Source organism: Achromobacter sp. ACM05 (genome assembly GCF_019218915.1).
GTDB classification, from domain to species: Bacteria; Pseudomonadota; Gammaproteobacteria; order Burkholderiales; family Burkholderiaceae_B; genus Achromobacter; species Achromobacter animicus.
On sequence record NZ_JAHUWQ010000002.1, the window covers coordinates 1,347,033 to 1,373,617 of the forward strand.

Genomic DNA, 26,585 nt, shown 5'->3' on the forward strand with positions numbered 1-26,585 from the left:
ATATGGCGGCACGTTCCCCGGCCCGCTAGACTGCGACGACCTTCGATTCCGAAAAACGTCCTCCCCGCGGTAGCCAACATGCTGAAAATATTGGGAAAAGCCTCGTCCATCAACGTGCGTAAAGTGCTGTGGACGTGCGCAGAACTGAATTTGCCGTTTGATCGCGAAGACTGGGGCAGCGGTTTCCGGCCCACGTCCGAACCGGAGTTCCTGGCGCGCAATCCCAATGCCATGGTGCCCGTGATCCAGGATGGCGACTTCGTGCTGTGGGAGTCGAACACCATCATCCGCTATCTGGCGGGCCAGTATCAGGGGCAACACCTGTATCCGGCCGAGCCGAAGCGGCGCGCGCGGGTGGACCAGTGGATGGATTGGCAGGCAACCGACTTGAACCGGTCCTGGAGCTACGCCTTCATGGCGTTGGCGCGGCAGTCGCCCGCGCACCGGGACGAGGCCGCCATCGAGGCGTCGTGCCGCGACTGGGCGCGGTTCATGGGGATTCTGGACCAGCGGCTGGCCGCCACCGGCGCTTATGTGGCCGGCGACGCGTTCACGCTGGCCGACATCCCGGTGGGGCTGTCGGTGAACCGCTGGTTCGAGACGCCGTTCGAAAAGCCCGCGTTGCCCGCCGTGGCGGCGTACTACGACCGGCTGGCGCAGCGCGACGGCTACCGGCAGTACGGCCGCAACGGCACGGCTTGAGGAAAGCGCCCGCGGGCGCACTCCCCCTATTTCACGACGCCGCAAACGATACGTCCGCCTCCGCCGCCCAGCGGCTCGGGCTTGTCGCTGTAGTTGTCGCCGCCAGCGTGGATCATCAACGCCCGGCCCTTCACGTCAGCCAGCTTCAGGTGCGGCGCAAGCACGGTTTTCGTCGCGCTGCCATCGGCCGCGACGGTGAGGAACGGCAGGTCACCCTGATGTCCGTCGGTCGCCATCGGCCCCTTGTGCGCCTTGGTGCCCTTGGGATCCAGGTGCCCGCCCGCACCGCCGCCCGGCGCGGTCTTGCCGCTTACCGGACCGGGCTCGCACGAGCCTTTCTCGTGCACATGAAAGCCGCGCTCGCCGGGCGGCAGGCCTTTGAGGTGGGGCGTGAATTGCAGCCCTTCCTTGGTGTCTTTCAGGGCGATGGTGCCGGCGCTCTTACCGACGCCATCGGGCGTCAGGAACGACATCGAGACGTCTTCGGCCAGCGCCGCGCTGGACGCGCCCGCCAATGCCAGCGCCGTGACAAGCATCGAGAATTTCTTCATGAATTGCCTCCTGGAAAGATGCCCGCAAGCTGCGGGCGGCCATCGGTAAGGCGCGCCTCGCGCAGCCGGCGGCGCAGATGAAGATAGCACCGGGGCCGGGCGGTCCGCCAGAAAACTTCGTTCCTGATACAAGGTTGTGACACGGTGTGGGGAAAGGCCAAAGCCGCTGCCTAGCCGTTCACGATCAGGACCACCGCATGCAGCAGCACGCCGATCAGGCCGCCCACCAGCGTGCCGTTGAAGCGGATGTACTGAAGATCGCGCCCCACACTGAGTTCCAGTTCGTCGACCAGATGACGTTCGTCCCAGTTCTTGACGGTGCGCGAAATGTGCTCGGTGACGCCAACACGCAGCCGTCCGGTCAGACGCCGCGCGCCGCCCAAGATGTGGTTGTTGATGGCTTCTCGCAGGCCGGGGTCTTCGCCAAGCTTGCGCGCCAGCGCCAGCAGCGCGCTTTCCAGATGCGCGGCCAGCGCGGAATGTTCGTCCGCCAGGTCGCGCCGCAGCGCCGCATGGATGTCGTCCCACAGGCCTTGAACGTATTCCTGGACCTTGGGGTGGTCGATGGCGCGCTGCTTCAGGGCTTCGACCTGGCTGGCCAGCGCCGGGTCGGTCTTCAGGCGTTCGATGTAGTTCATCACCCACGCCTCGTAGTCGCGGCGCACAGGGTGGTCGGGCTCGGACAGCACGTCGCGCAGCTCTTCGACCAGCGCGCGCGCCAGGCGGTCGGCCAGGTTGTCGGCGATGTTGTCGACGGACTTGACCACGTCAACGGCGGCGATGATGCGCGGCCATTCCTTGCGGGCGAACTTCACGAGCAGGGTCGACGCGCGCTCCTTGACGTCTTCCTCGGCCAGGTAGCCGCCCAGGCGTTCCATCGCGGCGTCCAGCAGCTCCTGGTGCCGCCCGTCGCGGGTCAACAGGCCCAGCACCTCGCCGGCGGTGCCCGCCGCATCCCAGCGGCGCAGATTGCTGACGACGAATTCCTGGATGACACCGCGCACGGCCCGATCGTCCAGCAGGTCCAGCGTCTGCAGCGCCACGCGCCGCGCCCCATCGCTCAGGGCGTGCGCCTGCGCGGGCTGGGCCAGCCAGCGGCTCAGCCGCGCGGCGGGATCGAAGACGCGCAGCTTTTCAATGAGGGTGTCGGGGTCCAGGAAGTGATCGCGCACGAAGATCGCCAGGCTGTCGCCGATGCGGTCCTTGTTGCTGGGGATGATGGCGGTGTGCGGAATGGGCAGACCCATCGGCCGCCGGAACAGCGCAACCACGGCGAACCAGTCGGCCAACGCGCCAACGGTGGCTGCCTCGCAAAACGCCCGCACCCAGGCCCACGCGCCCTGCCCGCCCATGACGTGACTGGTGATGAAGCCGCTGACCATGGCGACAAGCAGCGCCAGCGCCCCGATCTTCATGCGGCGCAATTGCGCGCGCCGCGCATCGGCATCCAGCGCGGTGTGCGCGCCGGCGATTCGTTGAGGTTGCGTAGTGTCGGTCATGAAGGATCCGTTGATGCAAGCCCCGAGCATACCAATCGATGGCGGCCCGGCCATTTCACCCGGAAACCGCCATCCGCCCTACTCGCTCAGGAACTCCGACAACGCCTCCAACCCTTCGATATGATCGGCCACCACCTTCGCGATGAAGGCAATGGGCACGGACAGCAGCGTTCCCCAGATGCCCCACAGCCACGTGAATAGCAGCAGCAGGATGAACACGGCCACGGCGTTCATCCGTGCGATGCGGCCAGACATCCAGGTGGTGACGACGACGCCCATCAACAACGCAATGGCGACGGAACTCATGGAGATGGCCAGTGCGGGACCGAGCTCACCGAACTGCACCAGTCCCGCGACGCCAGTGCCGACCGCCGTCATCAGCGGGCCGAAGTACGGGATGATGTGCAGCGCGCCCGCCACCACCGCCCAGGTCGCAGCGTTTTCCAGTCCCAGCAGGCGGAAGGCGCCCCATGACAGCAGCCCCAGCGCCACATTGGTCACCAGCATCATCGCCATGTACATATGGATCGAGTTGTTGATCTGGTCCAGCATGTGCACGCTGATCTTCTTTTGCGACAACGTCTTGCCGGCCATCTTGACGAACTTGCGCTTGAACGCGTTGCCCGACAGCAGCAGGAAGAAAACCAGGAACACGCACATGGTGGCCTGCCCGACGAAGGTGGCCAGCCCCTTGGAGCCCCACAGCAGGATGTCGCTCAGCCCGCCGTCCGACTTGGCCACGACGACGCGACCGCCGGGCTTGGGCGCACCCGACTCCTGCAGGATGCTTGCTGCGTTGCGCAATTTTTCCATCAGGGAGCCGTCGCCGCTCAAGAGGCCGCCCAGCGTGCGGGACAGCTTGCTTGATATCTCGGGGAGCGCATTGATGATGTCGGCGACCTGGTCCTGCGTGACGTAGATGACGCCCACGATCCCGACGGCGATGGCCGACATCACGATGACGGTGCCCAGCGAGCGCGGCACGCGATATCGCTCCATCAGGGCGACGACGGGATCCAAGGTATAGGCGACCACAATCGCCATCACCACCGGAACGATGAATTCCTGCCCCGCCTTCAGGCCAAACAACACGGCAAGGACAGTCAGCGTCACCAGACAGAAGCCGCTGACGCGCACGAGCGGCGTGGGCGACGGCGGCTTGATGAGGCCGGCGTCCTGCGCCGTGACTTTTTCCTCGGAAGGATCGGGCTTTGCCGCCGCCGGCTCGGCCTTTTTTTCGGCGGCCTGGGCCGCTACAGGTTCCGGGCCTTCCCTCTGCGGCGAAGTGACCACTGGCGTCGCGCTGTCCATCTTTCCCCTCACATCCGTTTTGCGAAGGCCGTCAGCAAGTTGCGTGCCCGGCAGGTTCAGCCGCTGCTGATTGCCAGCAGACCCGGCTCGCCCTCGTGCTGCCGCTGCGCCCGCTCCAGGATGAATTCAATGATCATTGCGAGCGCCCGCGGATGGTGGCGATTCGGCATGTACAGCATATACATGCCGCGCCCAAAAATGCTCAAGCGCCAGTCGGTCAGCGCGGGGACAAGCTCGCCGCGCGCAATGTCCTCGTGCACCACATAATCCGGCACCACGCCGACGCCCAGGCCCGCGCGGATGGCGTCGCGCAGGAAGGCATAGTTGCGGGAAATGACGGTGGGTTCCAGGACGACATGCTGGCGGGGCTGCCCGCCGTAGTACGCCGACAGGCGCAGCGGCCGGCCGATCACGGCGGCGCTGATGACGGGCGTGCCGGCCAGGTCTTCGGGCCGCTGGGGAAGCCCGCGGCTTTCCGCGTAGTCCCTGGACGCACAGGCCACGTAGCGGACCTGGCCGAGTTCGCGCGCGACCAGATGCTGCGGCGGTTCGGACATGATGCGCACGGCAATGTCGACTTCGTCGCGCAGCAGGTCTTCGACGCTGTTTTCAAACAGCACGTCCAGCACGATGTCGGGATAGGTTTTCTTGAACTCAAGCAGCCAGGGCGTCATCACGAACTGCCCGTAGCCGCTGGGCACGCTCAGGCGCACCTTGCCCTGCGGTGTCTTGCCCAGAGTTTCGATCGATTCGCGCGCGGCTGCGAGCTCATCCTGGATGCTGCGCCCGTGCTTGTACAGCTTCAGGCCGATCTCGGTGGGTTCCACGCGCCGCGTCGTGCGCCGCACCAGCTGCATGCCGACCGAACGCTCCAATTGGCTCAGGTGATAGCTGACGTTGGCGCGCGTCATCTTCAGGCGGCGCGCGGCCTCGCTGAGATTGCCCGCGTCCAGGATTTCGACCAGCAGGGTAAGGGATTTGGTGTCCATGGCGGCGCTCCTTGCCGTGCATTGTCAAATTTTCTTGTCCGTAGTGTCAATTATCGATGTCATTGTCAAGACATCTTTGCTGCGAAAGAATAAAGCCATAAGAGACGGGCCACCCCTGGCCCGCCAAAGCTCCGTTCGCGCCAGGCGTCGGCGCACCGGCATGCCGGCGCGGCGCGCGAGCAGGAAGCATCATTGGAGACACTGTCCATGACAGACAGCGCAAGCACCGGCGCGGCCCAGACGCGCCGCTACGAAGACATTCTGGTCATCGTCATCGACCATCCCCCCGTGAATGCGTTGAGCGCCGCCGTGCGTCGAGACTTGTCCGACGCCATCGCACAGGCGCAGACGGACGCGCGGGTCCGCGCGATTCTGCTGATGGGCGCTGGCAAAAACTTTATCGCGGGCGCGGACATCCGCGAGTTCGGCAAGCCGCCGCAACCGCCCCTGCTGCCCGACCTATGCAATCAGATCGAAGCCAGCGCCAAGCCGGTCGTGGCGGCGCTGCACGGCGCAACGCTGGGCGGCGGGCTGGAGATTGCCTTGGCGGCGCACTATCGCGTGGCGCTGGCCACCGCCAAGCTCGGCCTGCCCGAAGTGAACCTGGGCCTGTTGCCCGGAGCGGGCGGCACGCAGCGTGCGCCGCGCCTGATGGGCGCACAGGCCGCGCTGGACCTGATGCTGACCGGCAAGCACTTGCCCGCCGAAGCCGCCCTGGCTTCGGGGCTGGTCGACGTGCTGTCCACTGAGGAAGATCCGCTGGACGCAGGCCTTGCCTACACGCGCGAACTGCTGGCGCTGAACGCCGGCCCGCGCCGCACCCGTGATGCGGCCGAGGCTCTCTCAGACCGGCAAGCGCAACTGGCGGTGGTGGATGCCGCCGCCGAACGCGTCGCCGCTACCACCCGCGGCCTGTACTCGCCCGCAAAGATCGTCGACGCGGTGCGCGCAGCGATCGAACAGCCCTTCGACGAAGGCCTGCGCATCGAGCGCGCGCTCTTCCTGCAATGCCTGGACAGCCCGCAGCGCGCGGCGCTGGTCCACGCGTTCTTTGCCGAGCGCGAAACCGCGAAGATCCCCGAGCTGAAGGAAGCGCGCTCGCGCCGGCTTGAGCGCGTGGGCATCGTCGGTGGCGGCACGATGGGCGCGGGCATTGCCGTGGCGGTGCTCGATGCGGGCCTGCCGGTCGTGATGGTGGAACAGGACGAGGCCGCGCTGGCACGTGGCCGCGCACGCGTCGAGCAGGTGTACGACCTGCTGGTCAAGAAAGGCCGGATCAGCGCCGATGAACGCGCAGCGCGCCTGGCGCGCTACACCGGGGCCACCAGCTATGACGCGCTGGGCGAGGCCGACCTCATCATCGAAGCCGTGTTCGAGGACATGGCCGTCAAGCAGGCCGTCTTCGCGCAACTGGATCGCGTTGCCAAGCCCGGCGCCGTGCTGGCCACCAACACCTCTTACCTGGATGTGGACCGCATCGCCGAAGCGACGCGCGGACCGGCCGACGTGCTGGGGCTGCACTTCTTCTCGCCGGCCAACATCATGAAGCTCATGGAGATCGTGGTCGGCCGCCACACCGCGCCGGACACCGTGGCAACCGGCTTCGAGCTGGCGCGACGGCTGCGCAAGATTCCCGTGCGCGCGGGCGTGTGCGATGGCTTCATCGGCAACCGCATCCTGGCCGTGCACCGGCAGGCGGCGGACATGATGATGGAGGATGGCGCCTCGCCTTATGACATCGACGCCGCCGTGCGCGCGTTTGGCTATCCGATGGGTCCGTACCAGATGGCCGATCTGGCCGGCGGAGACATCGGCTGGGCGACGCGCAAACGCCGCGCCGCCACGCGCGACCCGGCGCTGCGCTACGTGCAGATTCCTGACCGCCTCTGCGAGCGCGGCTGGTTTGGTCAGAAGACCGGCCGCGGCTTTTATCTGTACCCCGACGGCGCGCGCCAGGGCACGCCGGACCCGGAAGTGCTTGCCATCATCGACGAAGAACGCCGCCGCGCCGGTGTCACGCCGCGGCCGTTCACGCAGGAAGACATCCTGCGCCGCTACCTGGCCGCGATGGTCAACGAAGCGGCGAACGTGCTGCACCAGGGCATCGCGCTGCGCCCGTCCGACATCGACGTCGTGTTCCTGTCCGGCTATGGCTTTCCGCGCCACCGCGGCGGCCCGATGCACTACGCCGACAGCGTGGGCCTGCAAAGCATTCTTGCCGACATCCGCAGTTATGCGAAGGAAGACCCCGCGTTCTGGAAGCCGTCGCCGCTGCTCGTGGAACTGGCCGAGTCCGGCCGCACCTTCGGCAGCCTGAACGCCGCCTGATCCGAATTCATCCTAGGAACCCTCATGCGTGAAGCCGTCATCGTTTCCACTGCCCGCACCCCCATCACCAAGGCGGGGCGCGGCGAATTCAACCTGATTGCCGGGCCCACGTTGGCCGCGCACGCCGTGCGCGCCGCCGTGGACCGCGCCGGCATCGACCCCGCGCTGATCGAAGACGCGTTCATCGGCTGCGGCTATCCGGAAGGCGCCACCGGGCGCAACATCGGCCGCCAGGCCGTGATCCGCGCGGAGCTGCCCGTCAGCGTCGGCGGCGCCACCATCAACCGCTATTGCGCATCCGGCCTGCAGGCGATCGCGTCGGCCGCGAGCCGCATCGTGATGGACGGCGCACCCGCCGTGATTGCGGGCGGCGTCGAGCTGGTGTCGCAGATCCGCACCCGCGACGATGGCGTCAGCGGCATGGACCCGTGGATCGTCGCCAACAAGCCCGAACTCTACCTGCCCATGATCGAGACCGCCGACATCGTGGCCGCCCGCTACGGCATCAGCCGCGAGGCGCAGGACCGCTTTGCCGCGCAAAGCCAGGCGCGCACCGAGGCCGCGCAGGCCGCGGGCCGCTACCGCGAGGAAATCATTCCGGTCACCACCACCATGTCCGTCACGGACCGCGCCACCGGGGCGGTCACCGAACGCGAAGTGACGGTGGACAAGGACACCTGCAACCGTCCCGGCACGACTTACGAGGCGCTGGCCGGCCTGGCGCCCGTGCGCGGCGAAGGCCAGTTCGTCACGGCGGGCAATGCCTCGCAGTTGTCCGACGGCGCGGCCGCCTGCGTGCTGATGGAAGCGGCCGAGGCGCAGCGCGCCGGCATCCGTCCGCTGGGCGCCTTCCGCGGCCTTGCCATCGCCGGCTGCGAGCCGGACGAAATGGGCATCGGCCCGGTCTACGCGGTGCCCAATCTGCTGGCGCGCCACGGCCTGAAAGTGCAGGACATCGACCTGTGGGAGCTGAACGAGGCCTTTGCCTCGCAGGCCCTGTATTGCCAGGAAAAGCTGGGCATCCCCATGGACCGCCTGAACGTGGACGGCGGTTCCATTGCGCTGGGTCACCCCTTCGGCGTCACCGGCGCGCGGCTGGCTGGGCATGTCCTGATCGAAGGCCGCCGCCGCGGCGCCCGCTATGCCGTCGTCACGATGTGCATTGGTGGCGGCATGGGCGCGGCCGGCCTGTTTGAAATCTACTGAGAGACCCGCATGGATCTGGAATTCACCCCCGAAGAAATCGCCTTCCGCGACGAAGTGCGCGCCTTTCTGGACGCCAGGCTGCCCCGGCGTCTGGCGGACAAGGTTGGCGAAGGCAAGCTGCTGACGCGTGACGACATGACCGAATGGCACGCGATCCTGAACGCGCAAGGCTGGCTGGCCACGCACTGGCCCGAGGAATACGGCGGCACCGGCTGGACGGCCGCGCAGAAGTACATTTTCGACAACGAATGCGCACTGGCCAACGCCCCGCGCATCGTGCCGTTCGGCCTGAGCATGCTGGGGCCCGTGCTGATCAAGTACGGCACCGAGGCGCAGCGCCGTTACTGGCTGCCGCGTATTCTCGACGGCTCGGACTGGTGGTGCCAGGGCTACTCCGAACCCGGCGCGGGCTCGGACCTGGCGTCGCTGAAAACCACCGCCGTGCGCGATGGCGACAGCTACGTCGTCAACGGACAGAAGACGTGGACCACGCTGGGCCAGTACGCCAACATGATCTTCTGCCTGGTGCGGACCTCGCAGGAAGGCCGGCGCCAGGAAGGCATCAGCTTTCTGTTGATCGACATGAACAGCCCGGGCATCGAAGTGCGCCCCATCATCACGCTGGACGGTGAACACGAAGTCAATGAAGTGTTCTTCTCTGACGTGCGCGTGCCCGTCGAGAACCTGGTGGGCGAGGAAAACCGCGGCTGGACGTGCGCCAAGTATCTGCTGACCTATGAGCGCACCAACATTGCCGGCGTGGGCCAGTCCACGGCTGCGCTGGAACGCCTGAAGGCCGTGGCCGCGCGCCAGAAACGGCATGGCCGCCCGATGACCGAAGACCCGGATTTTGCCGCGCGGCTGGCGCGCGTCGAGATCGAGCTGGCCAACATGCGCACGACCAACCTGCGCGTGGTCGCGGCCGTGGCCGGCGGCGGCGCGCCTGGCGCGGAGAGTTCGATGCTGAAGATCCGCGGCACCCAGATCCGCCAGGAGATCAGCGCCTTGAACCGCCGCGCCATGGGCCCGTACGCGCGCCCCTTTGTGCCCGAGGCGCTGCACGATGGCTACGATGCGCCGCCCATCGGCCCGGACGGCGCCAACAGCGCCGCAGCGCAGTACTTCAACAACCGCAAGCTGTCGATCTTCGGCGGCTCCAATGAAATCCAGAAGAACATCATCTCCAAGATGATCCTGGGACTGTAAGGGCTGGCCATGAATTTCGAACACACCGAAGACCGGCGCATGCTCTCGGACATGCTGCGCCGCTTTGTCGCCGAGCAATACGACTTTGCCACCCGCATGCGCCACGCCGAATCGCCGCAGGGGTACAGCGCCGAGTTCTGGCAACGCTACGCAGAGCTGGGCGCCATCGGCGCGCTGTTCACCGAGGCGGACGGCGGGCTGGGCGGCGCGGGCTTTGACATCTCTGTCGTCTTTGAAGCGCTGGGCCGCGGCATGGTCGTGGAACCCTTCCTGGATGCGGTGATGGTGGGAAGCGCGATCGCATCAAAGGGCACGCCCCAACAGCGCGAGGCGCTGGAAGGCCTGATCGCCGGCAGCCTGACCGCCGCGCTGGCCCACGCCGAACCGCAATCCGGGTACGACCTCAACCAGGTGCAGGCGCGTGCGCAACGCAGCGCCGACGGCTGGGTGCTCAATGGCGCCAAGGCGGTCGTCTACGCGGGCGAACACGCGGATCTATTCCTGGTGTCGGCGCGGACGTCGGGCGCTGACGACGACGAGGCCGGCATCAGCCTCTTTCTGGTGACCAAGGCGACGCCCGGCCTGAGCCTGCGGGGCTACGGACTGATCGACGGCGGGCGCGCCGCGGAGCTTGTGCTGGACAACGTGCAGCTTGGACCCGGCGCGTTGCTGGGCGAGGCGGACGCCGGTTTCCCGCTGCTGGAGCGCGCCGTGGGACGCGGCATCCTGGCGCTGTGCGCCGAGGCCGTCGGCGCCATGGACTGCGCGCGCGACGCCACGCTGGAATACCTGCGCACGCGCCGCCAGTTTGGCGCACCGCTCGGCAGCTTCCAGGCCTTGCAGCATCGCATGGCTGACGTGCTGCTGGAGATCGAACAGGCGCGCTCGGCCGTCATCAACGCCGCCGCCGCCGTCGACCACCCCGACCGTGTCACGCGCGAACGCGCGCTGTCGGCCGCCAAGGTCACCATCGGGCGCATCGGCACGCTGGTGGCCGAAGAATGCATCCAGCTGCATGGCGGCATCGGCATGACCTGGGAGTTGCCGCTGGCGCACTACGCCAAGCGCCTGGTCATGATCGACCATCAGCTGGGCGACGAAGACCACCACCTGCGCCGCTACATTGCGCTGGGGCAGGCATGAACGCGGACGCACGGCCATGATCGAATCCCGTTCCGCCACCCTCTCCCGCCCCTTCGCCGCGCCGTTCCCGGTGCGCACCGCAGAGGACGTCCAGCGGCTGCAGGCCCGGCCGCTGAAAGAAACGCTGACGGTGCAGAGCACCTACGAAATTTTCTGCAATTCCGCGGCCGCGTTCGGTGAACGGCGCGCGCTGACCTTCCTGCGCAGCGCGGATCCCGCCGACGACGCCATCAGCTGGACCTATCAGGACCTGCTGGCCGGCATCCACCAGACCGCCAACCTGCTGCACAGCCTGGGCATCCGCGAAGGCGACGCCGTGGGCGTGCTGCTGCCCGGCTGCCTGGAATACCACCTTGCCCTCTGGGGCGGCGAGGCGGCCGGCATCGTTCAACCGCTCAATCCGCTGCTCACCGAAGACAAGCTGGCATCGCTGATGACGACGGCCGGCGCCAAGGCGCTGATCGCCTATGGATCCGACGTGGAGTGCGGCTCGTGGTCCAAGGCGCTGCGTCTGATGGAGCGCGTGCCGACCCTGAAGTCGCTGTTGCGCGTGGCGCCGTGGCATGAAGCCGAAGCGGACCGCCCCGCGCTGCCGGACTTCGCGCTGGATTTCAATGCCGCGCGCGCGGCCCAGCCTTCCGACCGGCTGGTCAGCGAACGCGTCATCCGCGCCAGCGACGTGGCCGCCTATTTCCACACGGGCGGCACCACGGGCGCGCCCAAGCTGGCGATCCACACGCACGCCAATCAGGTGTTTTCCGCCTGGGCGGCCGTGCAACTGCAAAACGCAGGTCCCGGCGATGTGGTCATCAATGGCTATCCGCTGTTTCATGTGGCGGGCGTGCTGCCGGCATCGCTGGCGGCGTTGTCGTCCGGCGTCGAAACCGTCATTCCCACCACCCTGCTGCTGCGCAACCGCGACGTGCTGCGCAATTACTGGCGCCTTGTCGAAAAGCACCGCGCGACCTCCCTGCAGGGCGTGCCGACCATCCTGGCCGCGTTGGCCGAGGTGCCGCTGGCCGGCGCCGACATTTCATCGCTCCGTTACTGCCGCACCGGCGCCGCGCCCCTGCCCGCCGAGCTGGCCGCGCGCTTCAAGCGCCTCTTCGGCCTGCACGTCAGCGAAAGCCTGGGCATGACCGAAATGGCGGGCATCACCTCGATCTCGCCCCCCGGCTGCGAATTCCCCGTCAACTGCGTGGGGTTCCCGCTGCCGTATGTGCAAATCCGCATCGTCAGCCTGGACATGCCCGCGGGCCAGCCCGCGCGCGATCTGCCGCCCGGCACGCCGGGCATGGTGCTGATCAAGGCGCCGAACGTCATCCCCGGTTTTCTGGACCCCGACGACACCGCGCGCGCCTTCACGGAGGACGGCTGGCTCATCAGCGGCGACGTCGGCCTGATGGATGCCGAGGGCCGCCTGCATCTACAGGGCCGCGCCAAGGATCTGATCATCCGCGGCGGCCACAACATCGACCCCAAGACCATCGAGGACGCGCTTGCCAGACACCCGGCGGTGCAGCTTTGCGCGGCAGTCGGCGCCCCCGATGCCTACGCGGGCGAATTGCCCATCGCCTTCGTCACGCTGGCCGAAGGCAGCGAGGTGACCGAGGCGGAATTGGTGGCTTACGCCGCTGAGCACGTGGACGAAGGCCCCGCACGGCCCAAGCGGGTCGTCGTGCTGGAGACCATGCCGATGACAAACGTGGGCAAGATCTACAAACCCGATTTGCGCCGCCTGGCGACCGCCGTGTCGGTCGAGGCCGTGGTGGCGCGCACCCTGCAAGCGGCTGGCCGCGCGCAAGACGATCCCGTCTTCCGCGTGCTGGCCGATGCGCAACCGGATGTCGCCGTAGAAGCCGGCGCCGGTGCGCCCGCGCCGCTGAAAGCCCAGCTGCGCGAAGCGCTGTCCCGGCTGCCCGTCAAGGTCGACTTGCGCGACTGACCGGCCGCCCATAACAACCATCAGGCAAACCACCAGGAGACAAACAATATGAACCGACTTCCCCTGCGACGCGCTGTCCTTACCGCCCTGACGCTCACGCTGGCAAGCGCCGCGTTGCCCTTTTCCGCCAGCGCCCAGACGGACTTTCCCACCAAGCCCATCACCCTGATCGTGCCCTTCCCGGCCGGCGGATCCACCGACCGCCACCTGCGGATCGTTGCGCAGGACGCTTCCAAACACCTGGGCCAGCCCGTCATCGTGGAAAACCGGCCCGGCGCCGGCGGCACGCTGGGCACGGCGACCATGGCCAAGACGGCCAAACCGGACGGCTACACCATCGCCCTGTATACGCTGGCGATGCTCCGCATGCCCTACATGCAGAAAAGCAGCTGGGATCCGATCAACGATTTCACCTTCATCCTGGGCCTGTCGGGCTATACCTTCGGCTTCACGGTGCGCTCCGATTCGCCGTACAAGACCTTCAACGAGTACATCGAGGCGGCGCGCAAGGCGCCCGGCAAGATCGATTACGGCTCCACCGGCATCGGCTCGTCGCCGCATTTGATCATCGAAGAGATCGCCATCAACGCCAACGTCAAGCTCAACCACGTGCCGTTCAAGGGCAACGCCGACATGCAGCAGGCGCTGCTGGGCGGCCATGTCATGGCGCAGAGCGACGCCACCGGCTGGGACCAGTTCGTCGATTCCGGCAAGATGCGCCTGCTGGTCACCTTTGGCGAAAAGCGCACGACGCGCTGGCCCGACGTGCCGACCGCGCAAGAGCTGGGCTACAAGGTCGTGTCCACGTCGCCGTATGGTCTGGCCGGTCCGAAGGGCATGGACCCGGCGGTCGTGAAGATCCTGCATGACGCGTTCAAGAAGGCGCTGTTCGACCAGGCCAGCATGGACGTCATGATGCAGCTCAATCAGGAACCGGCCTACCGCAGCAGCGAGGACTACAAGGCCTGGGCGCAGGCCACCTTCGTCAAGGAAAAGGCATTGATCGAAAACCTGGGGTTGATGGCCAAGTAGCGCGACAAGCTGGCGGGACGAGCAAGTGGGACGGACGCCGGGAGGACAGGGGCAGGCCGGCAGGCGCTGCTGCCGCGATCCCCGCGCAGCGCGCAGCCCCGCACCGTTAGGGAAGAGCGTGCAGACAGATTTTGTATGCAAGAAATGTCTGCCGCCCCGGCCGCCTTTTGTTAGACTGGCTGCCCGACGATTTCCCGCTACCGGCAGCCCTGCCGCGCCTCATGAATCAGGACGTCCAGCCAGACCCCAGCGCCGACGACATCGCCCAGGAAGTGTCCGCCGCCATCGTGGCGCACAAGCTTCCGCCCGGCACCCGGCTGCGCGAGGAGGCCCTGGCCCGGGTCTACAAGGTAAGCCGCACCAAGATCCGCGCCGCGCTCCTGATGCTGTCCAAGGACAAGCTCATCAACATCGTTCCGGACAAGGGCGCCTTCGTCAGCAAGCCCGACGCGAACGAGGCGCGCGAGGTCTACGCCGTGCGCCGCATCCTGGAAGCGGCATTGGCCCGGGAATTCGTGGCCTGCGCCAAGACCGCCGACTTCCGCCGCATCGATGCGCATCTGGCCGAGGAACGCCGGGCCCTGGAAAGCGGCGACGTGCAGGCGAGAAACCGGTTGCTCAGCCAGTTCCACATCCTGCTTGCCGAGACCGTGGGCAACTCGGTGCTGACCGGCATGCTGCGCGAATTGTCGGCGCGCAGCGCGGTGATCACCGTGCTGTATCAAAGCTCCCACGACGCCAATTGCTCGTCGCGCGAGCATCACGCCTTCATCGAGGCGGCACGCGCCGGCGATGCCGATCGCGCCTGCGCCCTGATGGACGAACACCTGGAACACGTGCTGGCCGCGCTGGATTTCAGCGGTGACCGACAGGCGGGCAGCGATCTGGTTGCCGCGCTGCTGAGCTGAGACGCGGCTGAGCTGACGCGCTGCGGACCTGAGACGCGGCTTGCCTGACGCGCATTCCGCTCCGCTGCGCTATCCCGCCCGCAGCAATTGCTCCATGCGCTGCTGAAGCCAGCGTTCCGTCTCGTTCAACACGGCCCCTTGCAGCCACAACGTCCGCACGGACAGCATCGGCAGGGCCAGTTCCGCGCACGGCACCGGCGTCAGCGTGGTGCTGAAGCTCTCGTATTCCGCGATATTCAGCGGCAGGATCGCAAAGCCCAGGCCGTCGGCCACCATGCCCGCGATGCTGTAGAAGCTGTCGGTGCGCCACACTGTGGGACTGAGCACCATGTCCTCAACGCCTTCCATCTGCATGACAAGCTGGCGGTGACGCGCCAGGTCTTCGCGCGACACCTGCGGCAGCGCAGCCAGCGGATGGCCAGACGCCACGAAGATCCCTTGCGCCACGTTGCCCAGCGAACGGTGCGCAAAGTCGCTGCCGGGGTCGCCCCGGTCGAAGTGGAACGCGATGCTGGCCCGGCCCTGCCGCACGTAATCGGCAACCTCGGTCGCGGTGCCGTTCAACTGCGTCAGCTCAAGCGCCGGGAATCGCTCGGCCAGTTCCAGCGCCAGCGCGCCTAGCACCAGATACGGCAAGGCCTCGTCCAGCGCAATCGACAGTCGCGCCTCCTGGCCTCCGGCAAACGCCAGCGCGCGCTGCGACAGCCCGCCCGCCTGGCGCAGCAGTTCTTTCGCTTCCCGCAGCATCACCTCGCCGGCCGGCGTCAGCACCGCATTGCGGCGCGACCGGTCAAAGAGTTCCACGCCCAGATCCGCCTCCAGCAGGCCCACCGCCGTGCTGACCGCGGACTGGGCGCGGCCGATGCGGCGCGCCGCCGCCGAGAACGACCCGGCCTCTGCCGCCGCCACGAATTGCCGAAGTTGGTCCAAGGTCCATTGCATGGTGACCTCCTTTCAATCCATCGATTTTATAGATGCAATCCAACTTTTTATGGCGGATATGTAGATGGATAATGCCAGCCCGTGTTCCCGAGCGCGCACGCCGCGAGTGGAAACACGGTCTTTTTAGGAGTAGAACCATGCAGCGGACTCATTCGAACGCTGTTGCCGCGGCCACCCCCGGCCGCTGGCTGGTGCTGGCCATCGTGTCCAGCGCCTTGCTGCTGATCGTCGTCGACATGACGGTCCTGTACACCGCCCTGCCGCGGCTCACCCACGAACTTGGCGTCACCGCATCCGCCAAGCTGTGGATCGTGAACGTATATGCGTTGGTCGTGTCCGGCCTGTTGCTGGGCATGGGCACGCTGGGCGACCGGCTGGGCCACAAGCGCCTTTTCATGATGGGGCTGGCCGTATTCGGCGCGGCGTCGCTCGCCGCCGCCTATTCGCCCGGCGCGGTCGTCCTGATCGCGGCCCGCGCGCTGCTGGGTGTGGGCGCGGCGATGATGATGCCCGCCACGCTGTCCATCCTGCGCCTGGCGTTTGCCGACGAGCGCGAGCGCGCCGTGGCGATTGGCGTCTGGGCGTCGGTCGCCTCGGGCGGCGCCGCGCTCGGACCCGTCGTGGGCGGCCTGCTGCTGGAGCATTTCTGGTGGGGCTCGGTGTTTCTCATCAACGTCCCCATCGTGCTGCTGGCGTTGCCGCTGGCATGGCGGTTCATCCCGGCAAGCCAGCCCGACGCATCGCGGCCGTGGGATCTGGTCGGCTCCTTGCAGGTGATGGCGGGCATGATCCTGTGCGCCTACGCGCTCAAGGAACTGGGGCGTGCGTCGCCGTCCTGGCTGCACGCCATCGTGGCCTGCGCGGCGGGCGCCGCCATGCTGGCCGTTTTCGTGCGCCGTCAGCGGCGGCGGCCCTATCCTCTGATCGACTTCGCCATCTTCCGCAACGCGTCCTTCAGTTCGGCCGTCGCCGCCGCCTTGTTTGCCGCCGCGGCGCTGCTGGGCATGGAGCTGGTGTTCAGCCAGCGCCTGCAACTGGTGCTGGGCATGTCGCCGATCCAGTCCGCGCTGTTCATCCTGCCGCTGCCGCTGGCCGCCTTTGTCGCCGGGCCGCTCGCGGGTCTTCTGCTCGGGCGCGTGGGCAGCCGGCGCATGCTGTTCCTGTCGCTGCTGGTGTCAGGCGCTGGCATGGGCGGGTACCTCCTGACCTACGACGCAGCGGTCATCCCGCAGTTGATCAGCCTTTGCGTGCTGGGCCTGGGCATCGGCGCCACCATGACGGCCGCGTCCAGCACCATCATGCAAAGCGCCACGCCCGAGCGCGCCGGCATGGCCGCGTCGATCGAGGAAGTCTCGTATGAACTGGGCGGCGCGCTGGGCGTGACGCTGATGGGTTCGATCCTGTCGGGCGTGTACGCGCAGTCGCTGTCCGTGCCGGCGGGCGTGGCAGCGACCGGCGCCGCGCGCGACAGCCTGGACGAAGCGCTCGTCGTCGCCGAACGCCTGCCCGCCGATCTGGCGGCCACGCTGACCGAGATGGCGCGCGCCGCCTTTGAGACGGGCTACGCCGCGGTGATCGCCACCGCCACGATCATGCTGCTGGGCACCGCCGCGTTCGTGCTGCTGAACCGCGCCCGCCGGGCGGTGCAGCCGGGCTGAAGCCGCGGGGCGCGTCGGGAACTGCGCGCCGACGTGCGGCCGCACTGCCCGCACCAATCAGCCGTTGCGAAATGCGTGGTCCATGTCCGCGATCAGGTCTTCCTCGTGCTCCAGGCCGATCGACACCCGGATCAGGCCTTCGGACACGCCCGCGGCATCTCGCTCCGCCGCGGGCACCCCGGAATGCGTGGTCGACGCCGGGTGGCACACCAGCGTCTCCGTGCCGCCCAGGCTGACCGCCGAACGGAACAGATGCAGCGCATTGATGAAGCGGAAGGCGCGCTCGCGGCCGCCGTCCAGCACGAAGGCGAACGTCGAACCCGGCCCGGTGCATTGCCGCTTGTACACCTCCTGGTAGGCGCGATCGGCGATCAGTTCCGGATGGAATACCTGCACCTTTTCGTGCGGATTGCCCGCCAGCCATTCCGCCACGCGGGTTGCCGTGCGCGCCGCCTGCTTCATGCGCAGGACCACCGTTTCCATCGACCGCGTGATCATCCAGCAAGAATGCGGATCCAGTTGCGACCCGAAGGCGCTGCGGATCGCGCGCACTTTCTTGATGAGCTCCTTGCTGCCGGTGACCGCCCCCGCCACCAGATCGCTATGGCCGCCAACATACTTGGTCAGCGAATACACCGACAGATCCACCCCGTGCTCCGCCGGCTTCTGGAAGATCGGCCCGAGCAGCGTGTTGTCGCACACCGAGATCGGCCGGTAGCCGTGACGCGTTTCGAACGCATCCAGCTCGTTCTTCATGGCCTCGAAGTCGAACAGCGCGTTGGTGGGATTGGCGGGCGTTTCGACATAGAAAAGCTTTACCGGCCCCTTGGCTGCGGCCTCTTCCAGCGCGGTGCGCATGTTGCGCGGCGACAGCCCGTCCGCCACGGGATGCGAACCCACGCCCCACTCCGGAAAGATCTTGCCGATCAGCGTCTCGGTGCCGCCATAGAGCGGGACGGACTGCACCAGTTGATCGCCCGGCCGCAGAAACGCCATCAGCACCGCGCTGATCGCGGACATGCCGCTGGAAGTCACGGCGGCATCCTGCGAGCCGTCCAGCAGCGACAGCCGGTCTTCCACGATCTCCAGGTTTGGATGGTTGAACCGGCTGTACACCAGTCCCGCCGTCTCGCCCTGCGGCAAGGGCTTGCGGCCGGACACCAGATCAAAGAACGCGGCGCCATCCTCGGCCGTGCGGAACGCGAACGTGGACGTCAGAAACACCGGCGGCTTGACCGCTCCCTCGGACAGATAGGGATCGTAGCCGTAGGACATCATCTGGGTTTCGGCATGCAAGGGGCGGCCGAAGATGTCCTTCTTGTGATAGCTCGAGTAAGTCATGGAGTGCCTCTTTCTGGTATTCCAGCCGACCGGGCGGGCGCGTCACATATCTCCCAGACAATAACGCCGTGGCGCGGGCGAGATATTGCAGGTTGTGACGTGCGCGCGCCCGCAGCAGCGGAATTGCGCAGAGGCGGCGCCCGGCGTCAGTCCACCGTCGCCCCGGACAGCTTGACCAGCTTGGCCCACTTGTCGATTTCCTGGTCCAGGAAAGCCTTGAACTGCGCCGGCGATTGGCTCGTGGGCGCGGAACCCTGGTCCAGCAGCACCTTGCGGAAGGCTGGGTCTTGCGTCACCGACTTCAAGGCCTGAGCGAGCTTATCCACGACGGCGGGCGGCGTGCCGGCAGGCACGAACACACCGTTCCACAGCGACACATCGAACCCGGGCAGCGATTCGCCCACGGCCGGCACATCGGGCAGACGCGGCGAACGCTCCGGGGTGGTCACGCCCAATGCGCGCAGCTTGCCGCTTTCCAGGTAAGACAGCACTTCCACCAGCGGCGAAAACACGGCCTGCACCTGGCCACCCATCAGATCCACGTTCGCCGGCGCCCCGCCCTTGTACGCCACATGGACCATGTCGCCCTTGGCCATCGCGTTGAATAGCGCGCCGGACAGATGCGAGGCCGACCCGTTGCCCGCGGAACCGTAGTTCACCGGGGCGTCCTTCTTCTGAACGAGCGCGATGAACTCCGTGAGCGACTTGGCCGGCACGTTGTTGTTCACAGTCAGGACATTCGGAATCGACGCGATCTGCGAGACGGGAATCAGGTCACGGCGCAGGTCGAAGCCCATGTTCTTGTACAGCGTCACATTGGTGGCGATCGTGCTGGTGGCCAGCAGCAGCGTGTAGCCGTCGGGCGTTGCGCGCGCCGCCACGCTCGATCCCAGGTTGCTGCCCGCCCCCGCGCGGTTCTCCACGACCACCTGTTGCTTGAGTTGCCGGGACAGATGTTCGGCGAGCAGCCGCGCGGTCGCATCCGTGCTGCCGCCGGCCGCAAAAGGAACGATCATCGTGATGGCCTTGCGGGTGGGCCAGTCGGCGCCCGCGTCGGGCTGAGCCGCGTGCGCTGCCGGGGCGCCCGCGCCAAGACAGGCGCCCAAGGCTAGGGCGATGATTGCGCGTGAAGTCATGGTTGTCTCCTTGATTGGAATAAGCACGGCCGATCCGGGCGTCGCGTCGTGTGCGCAACTACCCGAAGGCCGGTGAAGGGTGCGGCTCGCGCCGCGTGCGGACTGCTATTGCGGTGTGACCACGACGGTGCCCGCGTCGGCATCCACGTCCAGCCAATCGCCCGTGGCGATGGCCTTGGTCGGGTCTTCGTCCAGCCCGGCCACGACGGGAATGGCGCCGATGATCGCCCCGATCGTCGTGATCGGTTCCGGCGTCACCTGCACGAACGCCAGTGGCGCCGTTCCGCGCGAGACCATGTCGTAGATCTTGTAGGAGCCGCCGGTCGATCCCTTGCCGGTCAGAAACACAAGCACCTTGCCGGCGATGTTCACGCCTTCCAGCTCGTGTCCGGGTTCCGTGACGATGCCCGTCATGTTGTCGACGCCGCCGTTGAAGCTGATCGCCTCTGCCGTCACGACGGCCTGTCCGCTGGTCTTGCCCTTGACGATCTTGCGCCCGGTGAGGATGCGTTTGGCTTGGATCATGGCTTACCTCCAGACGCCGCTGACGGCGGCCTGCATGACGCGATCGAGATTGCCGTAATGGGTGGGCAGTCCGAACTGACCGGGGGCATAGAACGCCATCTTGGCGGAGTTGGTGGTCAACGTCCGATAGCCCTTCGCCGGCGCGATCACGCGGCTGCGCGCCAGGAATGGGCACGTTTCCCGCACGACCGTCCCGCCCGCGTCCTTGATCGTCTGGATGTACCCCATGCGCTCGGCCATGGCATACATGGCGCCGGCCGTGGTGACCCACAACGCGACCTCCGGGTGCACGCTTTTGCCTTCCAGCGCCTCGGCCACCTCGCGGATCTCCTGCACCGAGGCATTCGGACAGCCCACCAGAATCCAGTCCACGTGATCCGAGGGCTCCTTGTTCAGCGCCGCCTCGGCCTTCTTCTTTTCGGCGTCGTCAAACACCAGCACTTTTTCAGGCGCGTTGCCGCCGAAGGCCGCCTCAAGCGTGGGCGCCTCGGGCGTGACGCCGACCGCATGGAACATGCTCACCGCACCGGAAGCCGCCAACGCGGCGCTCAGCGCCTTCAACTGCTCCAGCGTGGGATCGGAAGGAATGCCCGTGAAGACCGGCGTGTCCTGCCCGGCGATGCGGCCGGCAAAGTAGCCCAGCGTGCCGTAATCGGTCATGTCGTCGAGCGTGGTCTCGACCTTGACCAGCAGTTTTCCGTAGCGGTTCTCCGTCAGGTGAAAACCGTACTCCGGCGTGCGGCCCGTCAGCGCAGTGGCCAAACCACTGGGACCACCCTCACGATTGGTGCGGGCGCCGCACACCGAATTGGCGTACACCACGGCCGACGACTCGCCCCATGCCATGTGCTCGCCGAACCGCGGGCTGTTGCCCACCAGATAGGGAATACAGGTGTTGCAGGTGTTCGCGCCCATGCCGGCGTAAGCGTCCGTCAGGCGCGTCTGCAGGGCGCTGTCCGATTCGGGAATGCCGATCTCGCGCCACTGCACCGGATCGACCGCCGTCGGGTTCGTCGTCACCCGGGTGACGAACGTGCCGCCCTGCCGCTTGATGTCTTCGACAAATCGCGTCCCGGCTTCCTCCGCGACGAGGACGGACGAACCCGCCATATGAACGTTGCTGACCTGCAGCAGACGCTTGGCGCCAAAGCTCTCGCCCAGCGCCACCAGGATCTCCATGGCCTTCTGCACGGCAGGTCCCTTGCCGCCCGTCAGCATTGCCGACTCTTCTTCCGTAAGAAACATATGCACGCCTCCAATGCGTTCGAATCCTCAGGCACAAATTCTGAGCGCGGCGTTAAATCAAAAAAAGCGATAAATTGGAATCCGATCGGATTCCTGAATTCGATCTTTTCCGGCCACGAAGGAGGCGCCGTTGATCACGTTCAAGCAACTCGAAGCCGTGTATTGGGTCGTCCAGCTTGGCGGCTTTGCACCAGCAGCCAACCGGCTGCACACCACGCAATCGGCCGTGTCCAAGCGCGTGCAGGAACTGGAAGCGCTCTTCGACACGCCGCTCTTTGACCGCACGTTGCGCACGGCCCGGCTGACGGAGAAAGGCGAAGAGATGTTCCTGCTGGCGAAGCGGCTGCTGGAACAGCGCGATGCGGCGATCGAGCAGTTCCAGCGCCCGGACGTCATGGAGCGCCACGTTCGCATCGGCATCACGGAACTGACGGCCATGACCTGGTTGCCAAGACTGGTAAGCGCAATCCAGGCGCGCTATCCCCGGGTCATCATCGAGCCGCACGTCGATACCAGCGCCATCCTGCGCGACAAGCTGCTCGCCGACGAAGTGGATCTGATAATCGTGCCGGACGTCTTCGACGACCAGCGTTTCGTGTCACGCCGGGTCGGGCAGGTCGTCAACTCATGGATGTGCAAGCCGGGGCTGGCGCCGCGGCGGCGCCTCAAGGTGCAGGACCTCGTCAAGCACCGGCTGCTGACGCAGGACGAGCGTTCCGGCACGGGCCAGCTCTACAACCGGTGGTTTCGTTCGGTGGGCGTGCAGCCCGAGCAGACCGTGCTGAGCAACAGCCTGGTGGCGTTGATCGGCCTGGCGATCTCAGGCATGGGCATCAGCTATCTGCCCAAGACCTTTCTGGCGCCCATGGTGGAGTCGGGCTCGCTGGAAATCCTGACGGTGACGCCCGCCCTGCCGCCTGCCGCCTACGCGGCGGTCTTTCGCGGCGACCGTCCCAGCAACCTGATTTCAGCCATCGCGGCGCTGGCGCAGGAGCAATGCGATTTCGGCAAGATCTTCCAGTCGGATGCGCAGTCCACGCGCACCGCCGGCGCGTAGCACGGCGCGGGCATCGATGCAGCAGGCAGGCGAGCCACGGTCCGTGGCCGCCCATGCCGGATCAACGCAGTACGAACGGGTTGCTGGCGGTCGCCCCGCTATTTAGCCAGACGCTCTTGACCTGCAGGAACTCCTTGACGGCGTCCATGCCGTTCTCGCGCCCCAGCCCCGAATCCTTGTAGCCGCCAAAGGGCGCCATGAAGCTGACCGCACGGTAGGTGTTCACCCATACCGTGCCGGCCTTCAAGCGCTCCGACATCCGGATGGCTCGGGCGATGTCCTGGGTCCAGACCGCGGCGGCCAGTCCGAAGCGGACATCATTGGCGATCCGCAGCGCCTCGGCTTCGTCCTTGAAGCGGATGATGGACAGCACCGGTCCGAACACCTCTTCCTGGGCGATGCGCATGTCGTTGCGCACGTCGCCGAAGATGGTCGGTTCCACGAACCACCCCTTGCCGCATTCCGGCCGTTGCGCGGCCTTGCCGCCCAACAGCAGGGTTGCGCCCTCGTCCCGCGCGATGCGGATGTAATCCAGCACCTTCTGGTATTGGGGCGGCGTCGTGACGGGCCCGACCTGCGTGGCCGGATCCATCGGATCCCCCATGCGCGCGGCACCCGCCAGCGACAGCAGCTGTTCGACAAAGCGATCGTAGATGCTGTCCTGGAGCAACAGGCGCGAGCCCGCAATGCAGGTTTGCCCGCTTGCCGCGAAGATGCCCGAGATCGCGCCGAACACGGCCTGTTCCAGGTCCGCGTCCTCGAAGACGATGTTGGGCGACTTGCCGCCCAGTTCCAGCGAGGTGTGCTTGAGCAGACGCGCGGCCTGCTCGTTGATCAGGCGGCCGGTCTGGTCCGACCCGGTGAAGGTGACCTTTTGCACGAGCGGGTGCTGGACGAGCGCGGCCCCCACCTCCTGGCCATAGCCTGTCACCACGTTCATCACGCCCGGCGGAAACCCCGCCTCGTCGAACAGTTCCGCGAATTCCAGCGTGGAGGCGGACGTGAACTCCGACGGTTTCACAACCACCGTGCAGCCGGCCGCCAACGCCGGCGCAATTTTCCAGCCCAGCAGCAACAAGGGCGAATTCCACGGCGTGATCGCCGCCACCACGCCCAGCGGTTCGTGTCGCGTGTAGGTGAAATAGCCCTTCTTGTCCAAGGGCAGCGTCGACCCGTGGATCTTGTCCGCCAGGCCGCCGTAGTAGCGGAACCATTGCGGCAAGTACGTCAGCTGTCCCAGCATCTCGGCGTACAGCTTGCCGTTGTCCCGGACCTCCGTTGCCGCGAGTTTGCGTGCATCGCGTTCGATGAGATCAGCCAGTCGATACAGCAACCGGCCGCGTTCGGTGGCGGTCAGCTCTGCCCACGGTCCTTCCGAAAAAGCGAAATGGGCGGCCTGCACCGCCACATCGACGTCTTGCGCGGCCCCGCGCGCGACCCGCGCCCAGGCCTCGCCGGTATAGGGGTTCTGCGTCTCGAACCATTCGCCCGAGATCGCTGCGGCCGGCGCCCCCGCAATCCGCATTGAGTAAGCCTTCATCACAGCCTCCTGGCCTGAATGCAGCATGGCAGCCCAAGAGGCTGCCGCTGCTCAGAACGTCGAAAATCCCAGGGCGGCCCGGAAGCGGTTCTTGACGTACACACCGTCGCGCGGCGGCAGCGCGCGCGGCGGTTCGTCCGGATTGATGAACACCTGGGCGAAGGCGACGCCACGGCGCGCCATCACGCGCTCGGCGACCTCGCCCGCCCTGCCCGTTTCCCTGACGGCAAACGCGTCCTTGATGCCGAACCCCTGCGCCACGGCCACCAGGTCTGTGCCCAGGCTGGTGTGGCTGCGCTGCATGCCGGTCTCGCCGAAATGGCCGTTGTCCAGCACCACGATGGTCAGGTTTTTGGGCTGCTTGGCCCCGACGGTGCCCAGCGTGCCCACGCCCATCAACTGTTCGCCGTCGCCGGTGATGACAAGCACGGGCCGGTCCGGTTGCGCAAGCGCCAGGCCCAGCCCCAGCGCCACGGCGCCGCCCATGGCGCCCCATAGATAAAAATTCTTGTCCCGGTCGCCCGCGGCAAAGACGTCATAGGATGGCGAGCCCAGGCCCGAGACGATCAGCGCGTCCGGCGAAGCCGCGATCAGTTGCGACACGAAGGCGCGGCGGTCCACGGCGCCCGAAGCATTCAAGGTGGTCGACATCAGTTGCGCTCCCACTTCTTACGTCCAATCAAGGTTTGCGACAGCAGGACGGCCACCTGCTCGCCGGCCAGAAATGCGGAATCGGCAGCGGCACTGACGATCTCTCCGACCTCGTCGGGGTTCGACGCCCGCAGCACCGTGATGCCCATCAGTTCAAGCGCCTGCTGGGTGGTCTTGCCCATCGGCCCCTGCCACGGATTGAATTCCGCGTACTCGCCCCGCATCGTCACCAGCGTGAGAAAGGGAAAGTTGCAGCTGCGCAGCAGCGAGAACATGTTCACGCAATTGCCCACGCCGCTGCTTTGCATCAGCAGCGCGGCGCGCTGGCCGCCCAGCCACGCGCCGCTGACGACGGCGACGCCCTCTTCTTCCGTGGTCAGGACCACGTCGGTGATGTCCGGATCTAGCTGCGCCTGCCGGATGGCATAGGAGTGGCCGGCGTCCGGCACGTAGGCGATCTGGCGGACGCCGCCGGCTTTCAGCGCGTCGAACACGGCTTGCTGCCAAGCAGGCGCCTCGGTGGTGGTGGTAGTCATGAGTGGATTTCCCGGTGGCTAAGTGCTGCGAGGCATCTTATATCGCTATAGAATTGCCAACTAAATAGAATTTCGTGATGGAAATCATCACCCTTGCGCATACCCGGAGCCGCAGATGGATTTGAAGCAACTGAAGGCGTTCGTGACCGTGGCCGAGACCGGCAGCGTGACCAGCGCCGCCCGCTTGCTGAACATCGTGCAGCCGGCGGTTTCCCGGCAATTGAAGCTGCTGGAAGACGATATCGGCACGCCGCTCTTCACGCGCGGACGCCTCGGCATGGAACTGACCGACGCCGGCAAGACGCTCGAGGACTATGCGCGGCGTGCGCTGAACGAACTGGACCGCGCCCGCGCCGAGATCCGGCCGTCCAGCGGCACGGTGGGCGGCATCGTCACCGTGGGCCTCTTGCCCAGCACGGCAGACATGCTGTCCAGCGCGCTGCTGTCCGCCGTGGCGGCGCACTATCCCGGCATCCGCCTGCGGCTGACGTCGGGGTATGCCGGGCACCTGCAGTCGTGGCTGGAGACCGGCGACGTTGACATCGCGCTGCTGTACGACTCCAAGCCGAATCCCGCGCTGAAGTTCCGCACCTTGCTGGAAGAGAGCCTGTGGTTCGTTGGACCGCCGGACAGCGGACTTGATACCCGCACGCCCGTTCGCATGGCCGACATCATCGGCCGGCCGCTTGTGCTGCCGGGCGCGCCGCATGGACTGCGGTCGCTGGTCGAGCAGGCCGCACGCACTCAAGAGACCGAGTTGCACATCGTGGCCGAGACCAATGCGATGAGCGTGCAGAAGCGCCTGGTGCTGGACGGGCACGGCTACACCATCCTGCCCTCGATCGCCGTGGCCGACGACGTCGATCGCGCAATCCTGGCCGCTGCCCCGGTCGTGGATCCGCTACTGGTGCGGCGCATCGTGCTGGCGCAACCTGCCACCCGTCCCATCGCCAATTCGGTGCATTGCGTCATGAACGAATTGATCCAATGCGCCCGCGATGCGGTGCGCAATGCACGCTGGCCTTCTGCTCGCTGGTTGGCCAAGTAGCCGCCGCGCGGCCACGCCATCTCCCGCCGTGATGAAACCCATCACGAAATTCTATTTATTCGGCCTTTTCATAACGGATTAATCTG

The 26,585-nt window shown here is 66.6% G+C and carries 23 protein-coding genes; 11 read left to right on the forward strand and 12 right to left on the reverse strand.

All coding sequences use genetic code 11. The annotated features are described in order from the left end of the window. Positions 1 to 78: 78 nt before the first annotated feature. Entirely contained in the window at positions 79 to 702 is a 624-nt protein-coding gene (locus tag KW836_RS17065) for a glutathione S-transferase family protein (protein ID WP_218344142.1), read from the forward strand. A gap of 26 nt (positions 703 to 728) precedes the next feature. Here KW836_RS17065 and sodC read toward each other — a convergent pair whose 3' ends face one another. The 4 genes from sodC to KW836_RS17085 all read right to left on the reverse strand — a co-directional run bounded on the left by sodC (position 729) and on the right by KW836_RS17085 (position 5,052). Further along, positions 729 to 1,253, reverse strand: a complete 525-nt coding sequence (gene sodC, locus KW836_RS17070; RefSeq protein ID WP_218344143.1) for a superoxide dismutase family protein — start codon at positions 1,251 to 1,253, stop codon at positions 729 to 731. A 170-nt stretch (positions 1,254 to 1,423) separates the two neighbouring features. Further along, on the reverse strand, positions 1,424 to 2,752 hold the full coding sequence (locus tag KW836_RS17075) for a DUF445 domain-containing protein (RefSeq protein WP_218344144.1): 1,329 nt from the start codon (positions 2,750 to 2,752) through the stop codon (positions 1,424 to 1,426). 78 nt (positions 2,753 to 2,830) lie between these two features. After that, positions 2,831 to 4,063 (reverse strand): AI-2E family transporter, encoded by a 1,233-nt coding sequence (locus tag KW836_RS17080; RefSeq protein ID WP_218344145.1) that lies wholly within the window; start codon positions 4,061 to 4,063, stop codon positions 2,831 to 2,833. A 56-nt stretch (positions 4,064 to 4,119) separates the two neighbouring features. Next, complete coding sequence (locus KW836_RS17085) at positions 4,120 to 5,052, reverse strand: LysR family transcriptional regulator (RefSeq protein WP_175121231.1); 933 nt, start codon at positions 5,050 to 5,052, stop codon at positions 4,120 to 4,122. A gap of 207 nt (positions 5,053 to 5,259) precedes the next feature. Here KW836_RS17085 and KW836_RS17090 point away from each other — a divergent pair, with 207 nt between their 5' ends. The 7 genes from KW836_RS17090 (at position 5,260) to KW836_RS17120 (ending at position 14,820) form a co-directional block, all read left to right on the forward strand. Next, complete coding sequence (locus tag KW836_RS17090; RefSeq protein WP_218344146.1) at positions 5,260 to 7,380, forward strand: 3-hydroxyacyl-CoA dehydrogenase NAD-binding domain-containing protein; 2,121 nt, start codon at positions 5,260 to 5,262, stop codon at positions 7,378 to 7,380. A 24-nt stretch (positions 7,381 to 7,404) separates the two neighbouring features. Continuing rightward, positions 7,405 to 8,586 carry an acetyl-CoA C-acyltransferase gene (locus KW836_RS17095; RefSeq protein WP_218344147.1) on the forward strand — a complete coding sequence of 394 codons (1,182 nt, stop codon included), beginning with the start codon at positions 7,405 to 7,407 and terminating at the stop codon, positions 8,584 to 8,586. Between the two features lie 9 nt (positions 8,587 to 8,595). Next, positions 8,596 to 9,792, forward strand: a complete 1,197-nt coding sequence (locus KW836_RS17100; RefSeq protein WP_218344148.1) for an acyl-CoA dehydrogenase family protein — start codon at positions 8,596 to 8,598, stop codon at positions 9,790 to 9,792. Between the two features lie 9 nt (positions 9,793 to 9,801). Further along, entirely contained in the window at positions 9,802 to 10,935 is a 1,134-nt protein-coding gene (locus KW836_RS17105; protein ID WP_218344149.1) for an acyl-CoA dehydrogenase family protein, read from the forward strand. Positions 10,936 to 10,951: 16 nt separating this feature from the next. Further along, positions 10,952 to 12,880: an acyl-CoA synthetase gene (locus KW836_RS17110; RefSeq protein WP_218344150.1), complete on the forward strand. Its 1,929-nt coding sequence runs from the start codon at positions 10,952 to 10,954 to the stop codon at positions 12,878 to 12,880. Positions 12,881 to 12,928: 48 nt separating this feature from the next. Beyond that, entirely contained in the window at positions 12,929 to 13,912 is a 984-nt protein-coding gene (locus KW836_RS17115; RefSeq protein WP_218344151.1) for a tripartite tricarboxylate transporter substrate binding protein, read from the forward strand. A 221-nt stretch (positions 13,913 to 14,133) separates the two neighbouring features. After that, positions 14,134 to 14,820: a GntR family transcriptional regulator gene (locus tag KW836_RS17120; RefSeq protein WP_218344152.1), complete on the forward strand. Its 687-nt coding sequence runs from the start codon at positions 14,134 to 14,136 to the stop codon at positions 14,818 to 14,820. Between the two features lie 69 nt (positions 14,821 to 14,889). Here KW836_RS17120 and KW836_RS17125 read toward each other — a convergent pair whose 3' ends face one another. Beyond that, positions 14,890 to 15,762, reverse strand: a complete 873-nt coding sequence (locus tag KW836_RS17125; protein WP_218344153.1) for a LysR family transcriptional regulator — start codon at positions 15,760 to 15,762, stop codon at positions 14,890 to 14,892. Between the two features lie 137 nt (positions 15,763 to 15,899). Here KW836_RS17125 and KW836_RS17130 point away from each other — a divergent pair, with 137 nt between their 5' ends. Beyond that, complete coding sequence (locus KW836_RS17130) at positions 15,900 to 17,420, forward strand: MFS transporter (protein ID WP_218344154.1); 1,521 nt, start codon at positions 15,900 to 15,902, stop codon at positions 17,418 to 17,420. A 57-nt stretch (positions 17,421 to 17,477) separates the two neighbouring features. On the opposite strand, the gene KW836_RS17135 is transcribed toward KW836_RS17130, so the two are convergent. From KW836_RS17135 to KW836_RS17150, 4 genes are all read right to left on the reverse strand, one after another. After that, positions 17,478 to 18,761 carry a cystathionine gamma-synthase family protein gene (locus KW836_RS17135; protein WP_175121220.1) on the reverse strand — a complete coding sequence of 428 codons (1,284 nt, stop codon included), beginning with the start codon at positions 18,759 to 18,761 and terminating at the stop codon, positions 17,478 to 17,480. Positions 18,762 to 18,907: 146 nt separating this feature from the next. Next, on the reverse strand, positions 18,908 to 19,897 hold the full coding sequence (locus tag KW836_RS17140) for a tripartite tricarboxylate transporter substrate binding protein (RefSeq protein ID WP_218344155.1): 990 nt from the start codon (positions 19,895 to 19,897) through the stop codon (positions 18,908 to 18,910). A gap of 105 nt (positions 19,898 to 20,002) precedes the next feature. Beyond that, positions 20,003 to 20,422, reverse strand: a complete 420-nt coding sequence (locus tag KW836_RS17145) for an aconitase X swivel domain-containing protein (RefSeq protein ID WP_218344156.1) — start codon at positions 20,420 to 20,422, stop codon at positions 20,003 to 20,005. Between the two features lie 3 nt (positions 20,423 to 20,425). Continuing rightward, positions 20,426 to 21,667 (reverse strand): aconitase X catalytic domain-containing protein, encoded by a 1,242-nt coding sequence (locus KW836_RS17150; RefSeq protein WP_218344157.1) that lies wholly within the window; start codon positions 21,665 to 21,667, stop codon positions 20,426 to 20,428. Between the two features lie 130 nt (positions 21,668 to 21,797). Here KW836_RS17150 and KW836_RS17155 point away from each other — a divergent pair, with 130 nt between their 5' ends. After that, entirely contained in the window at positions 21,798 to 22,724 is a 927-nt protein-coding gene (locus tag KW836_RS17155; protein WP_255595827.1) for a LysR family transcriptional regulator, read from the forward strand. A gap of 61 nt (positions 22,725 to 22,785) precedes the next feature. On the opposite strand, the gene KW836_RS17160 is transcribed toward KW836_RS17155, so the two are convergent. Genes KW836_RS17160 through KW836_RS17170 form a run of 3 tightly spaced genes read right to left on the reverse strand, consistent with a single transcriptional unit; the run spans position 22,786 to position 25,451 of the window. Further along, entirely contained in the window at positions 22,786 to 24,264 is a 1,479-nt protein-coding gene (locus KW836_RS17160; protein WP_218344158.1) for an aldehyde dehydrogenase, read from the reverse strand. A gap of 51 nt (positions 24,265 to 24,315) precedes the next feature. Next, the gene (locus KW836_RS17165) at positions 24,316 to 24,915 is read right to left on the reverse strand and encodes a thiamine pyrophosphate-dependent enzyme (protein ID WP_218344159.1); all 600 of its coding nucleotides are present in this window, start codon (positions 24,913 to 24,915) and stop codon (positions 24,316 to 24,318) included. Next, positions 24,915 to 25,451 carry a thiamine pyrophosphate-binding protein gene (locus tag KW836_RS17170; protein ID WP_218344160.1) on the reverse strand — a complete coding sequence of 179 codons (537 nt, stop codon included), beginning with the start codon at positions 25,449 to 25,451 and terminating at the stop codon, positions 24,915 to 24,917. Before KW836_RS17170 ends, KW836_RS17165 begins: the two co-directional genes overlap by 1 nt. A 115-nt stretch (positions 25,452 to 25,566) precedes the next feature. Here KW836_RS17170 and KW836_RS17175 point away from each other — a divergent pair, with 115 nt between their 5' ends. Next, a complete protein-coding gene (locus KW836_RS17175) occupies positions 25,567 to 26,499 on the forward strand; it encodes a LysR substrate-binding domain-containing protein (protein WP_218344161.1) in 933 nt (310 codons plus the stop codon). The last annotated feature ends 86 nt before the right edge of the window (positions 26,500 to 26,585 follow it).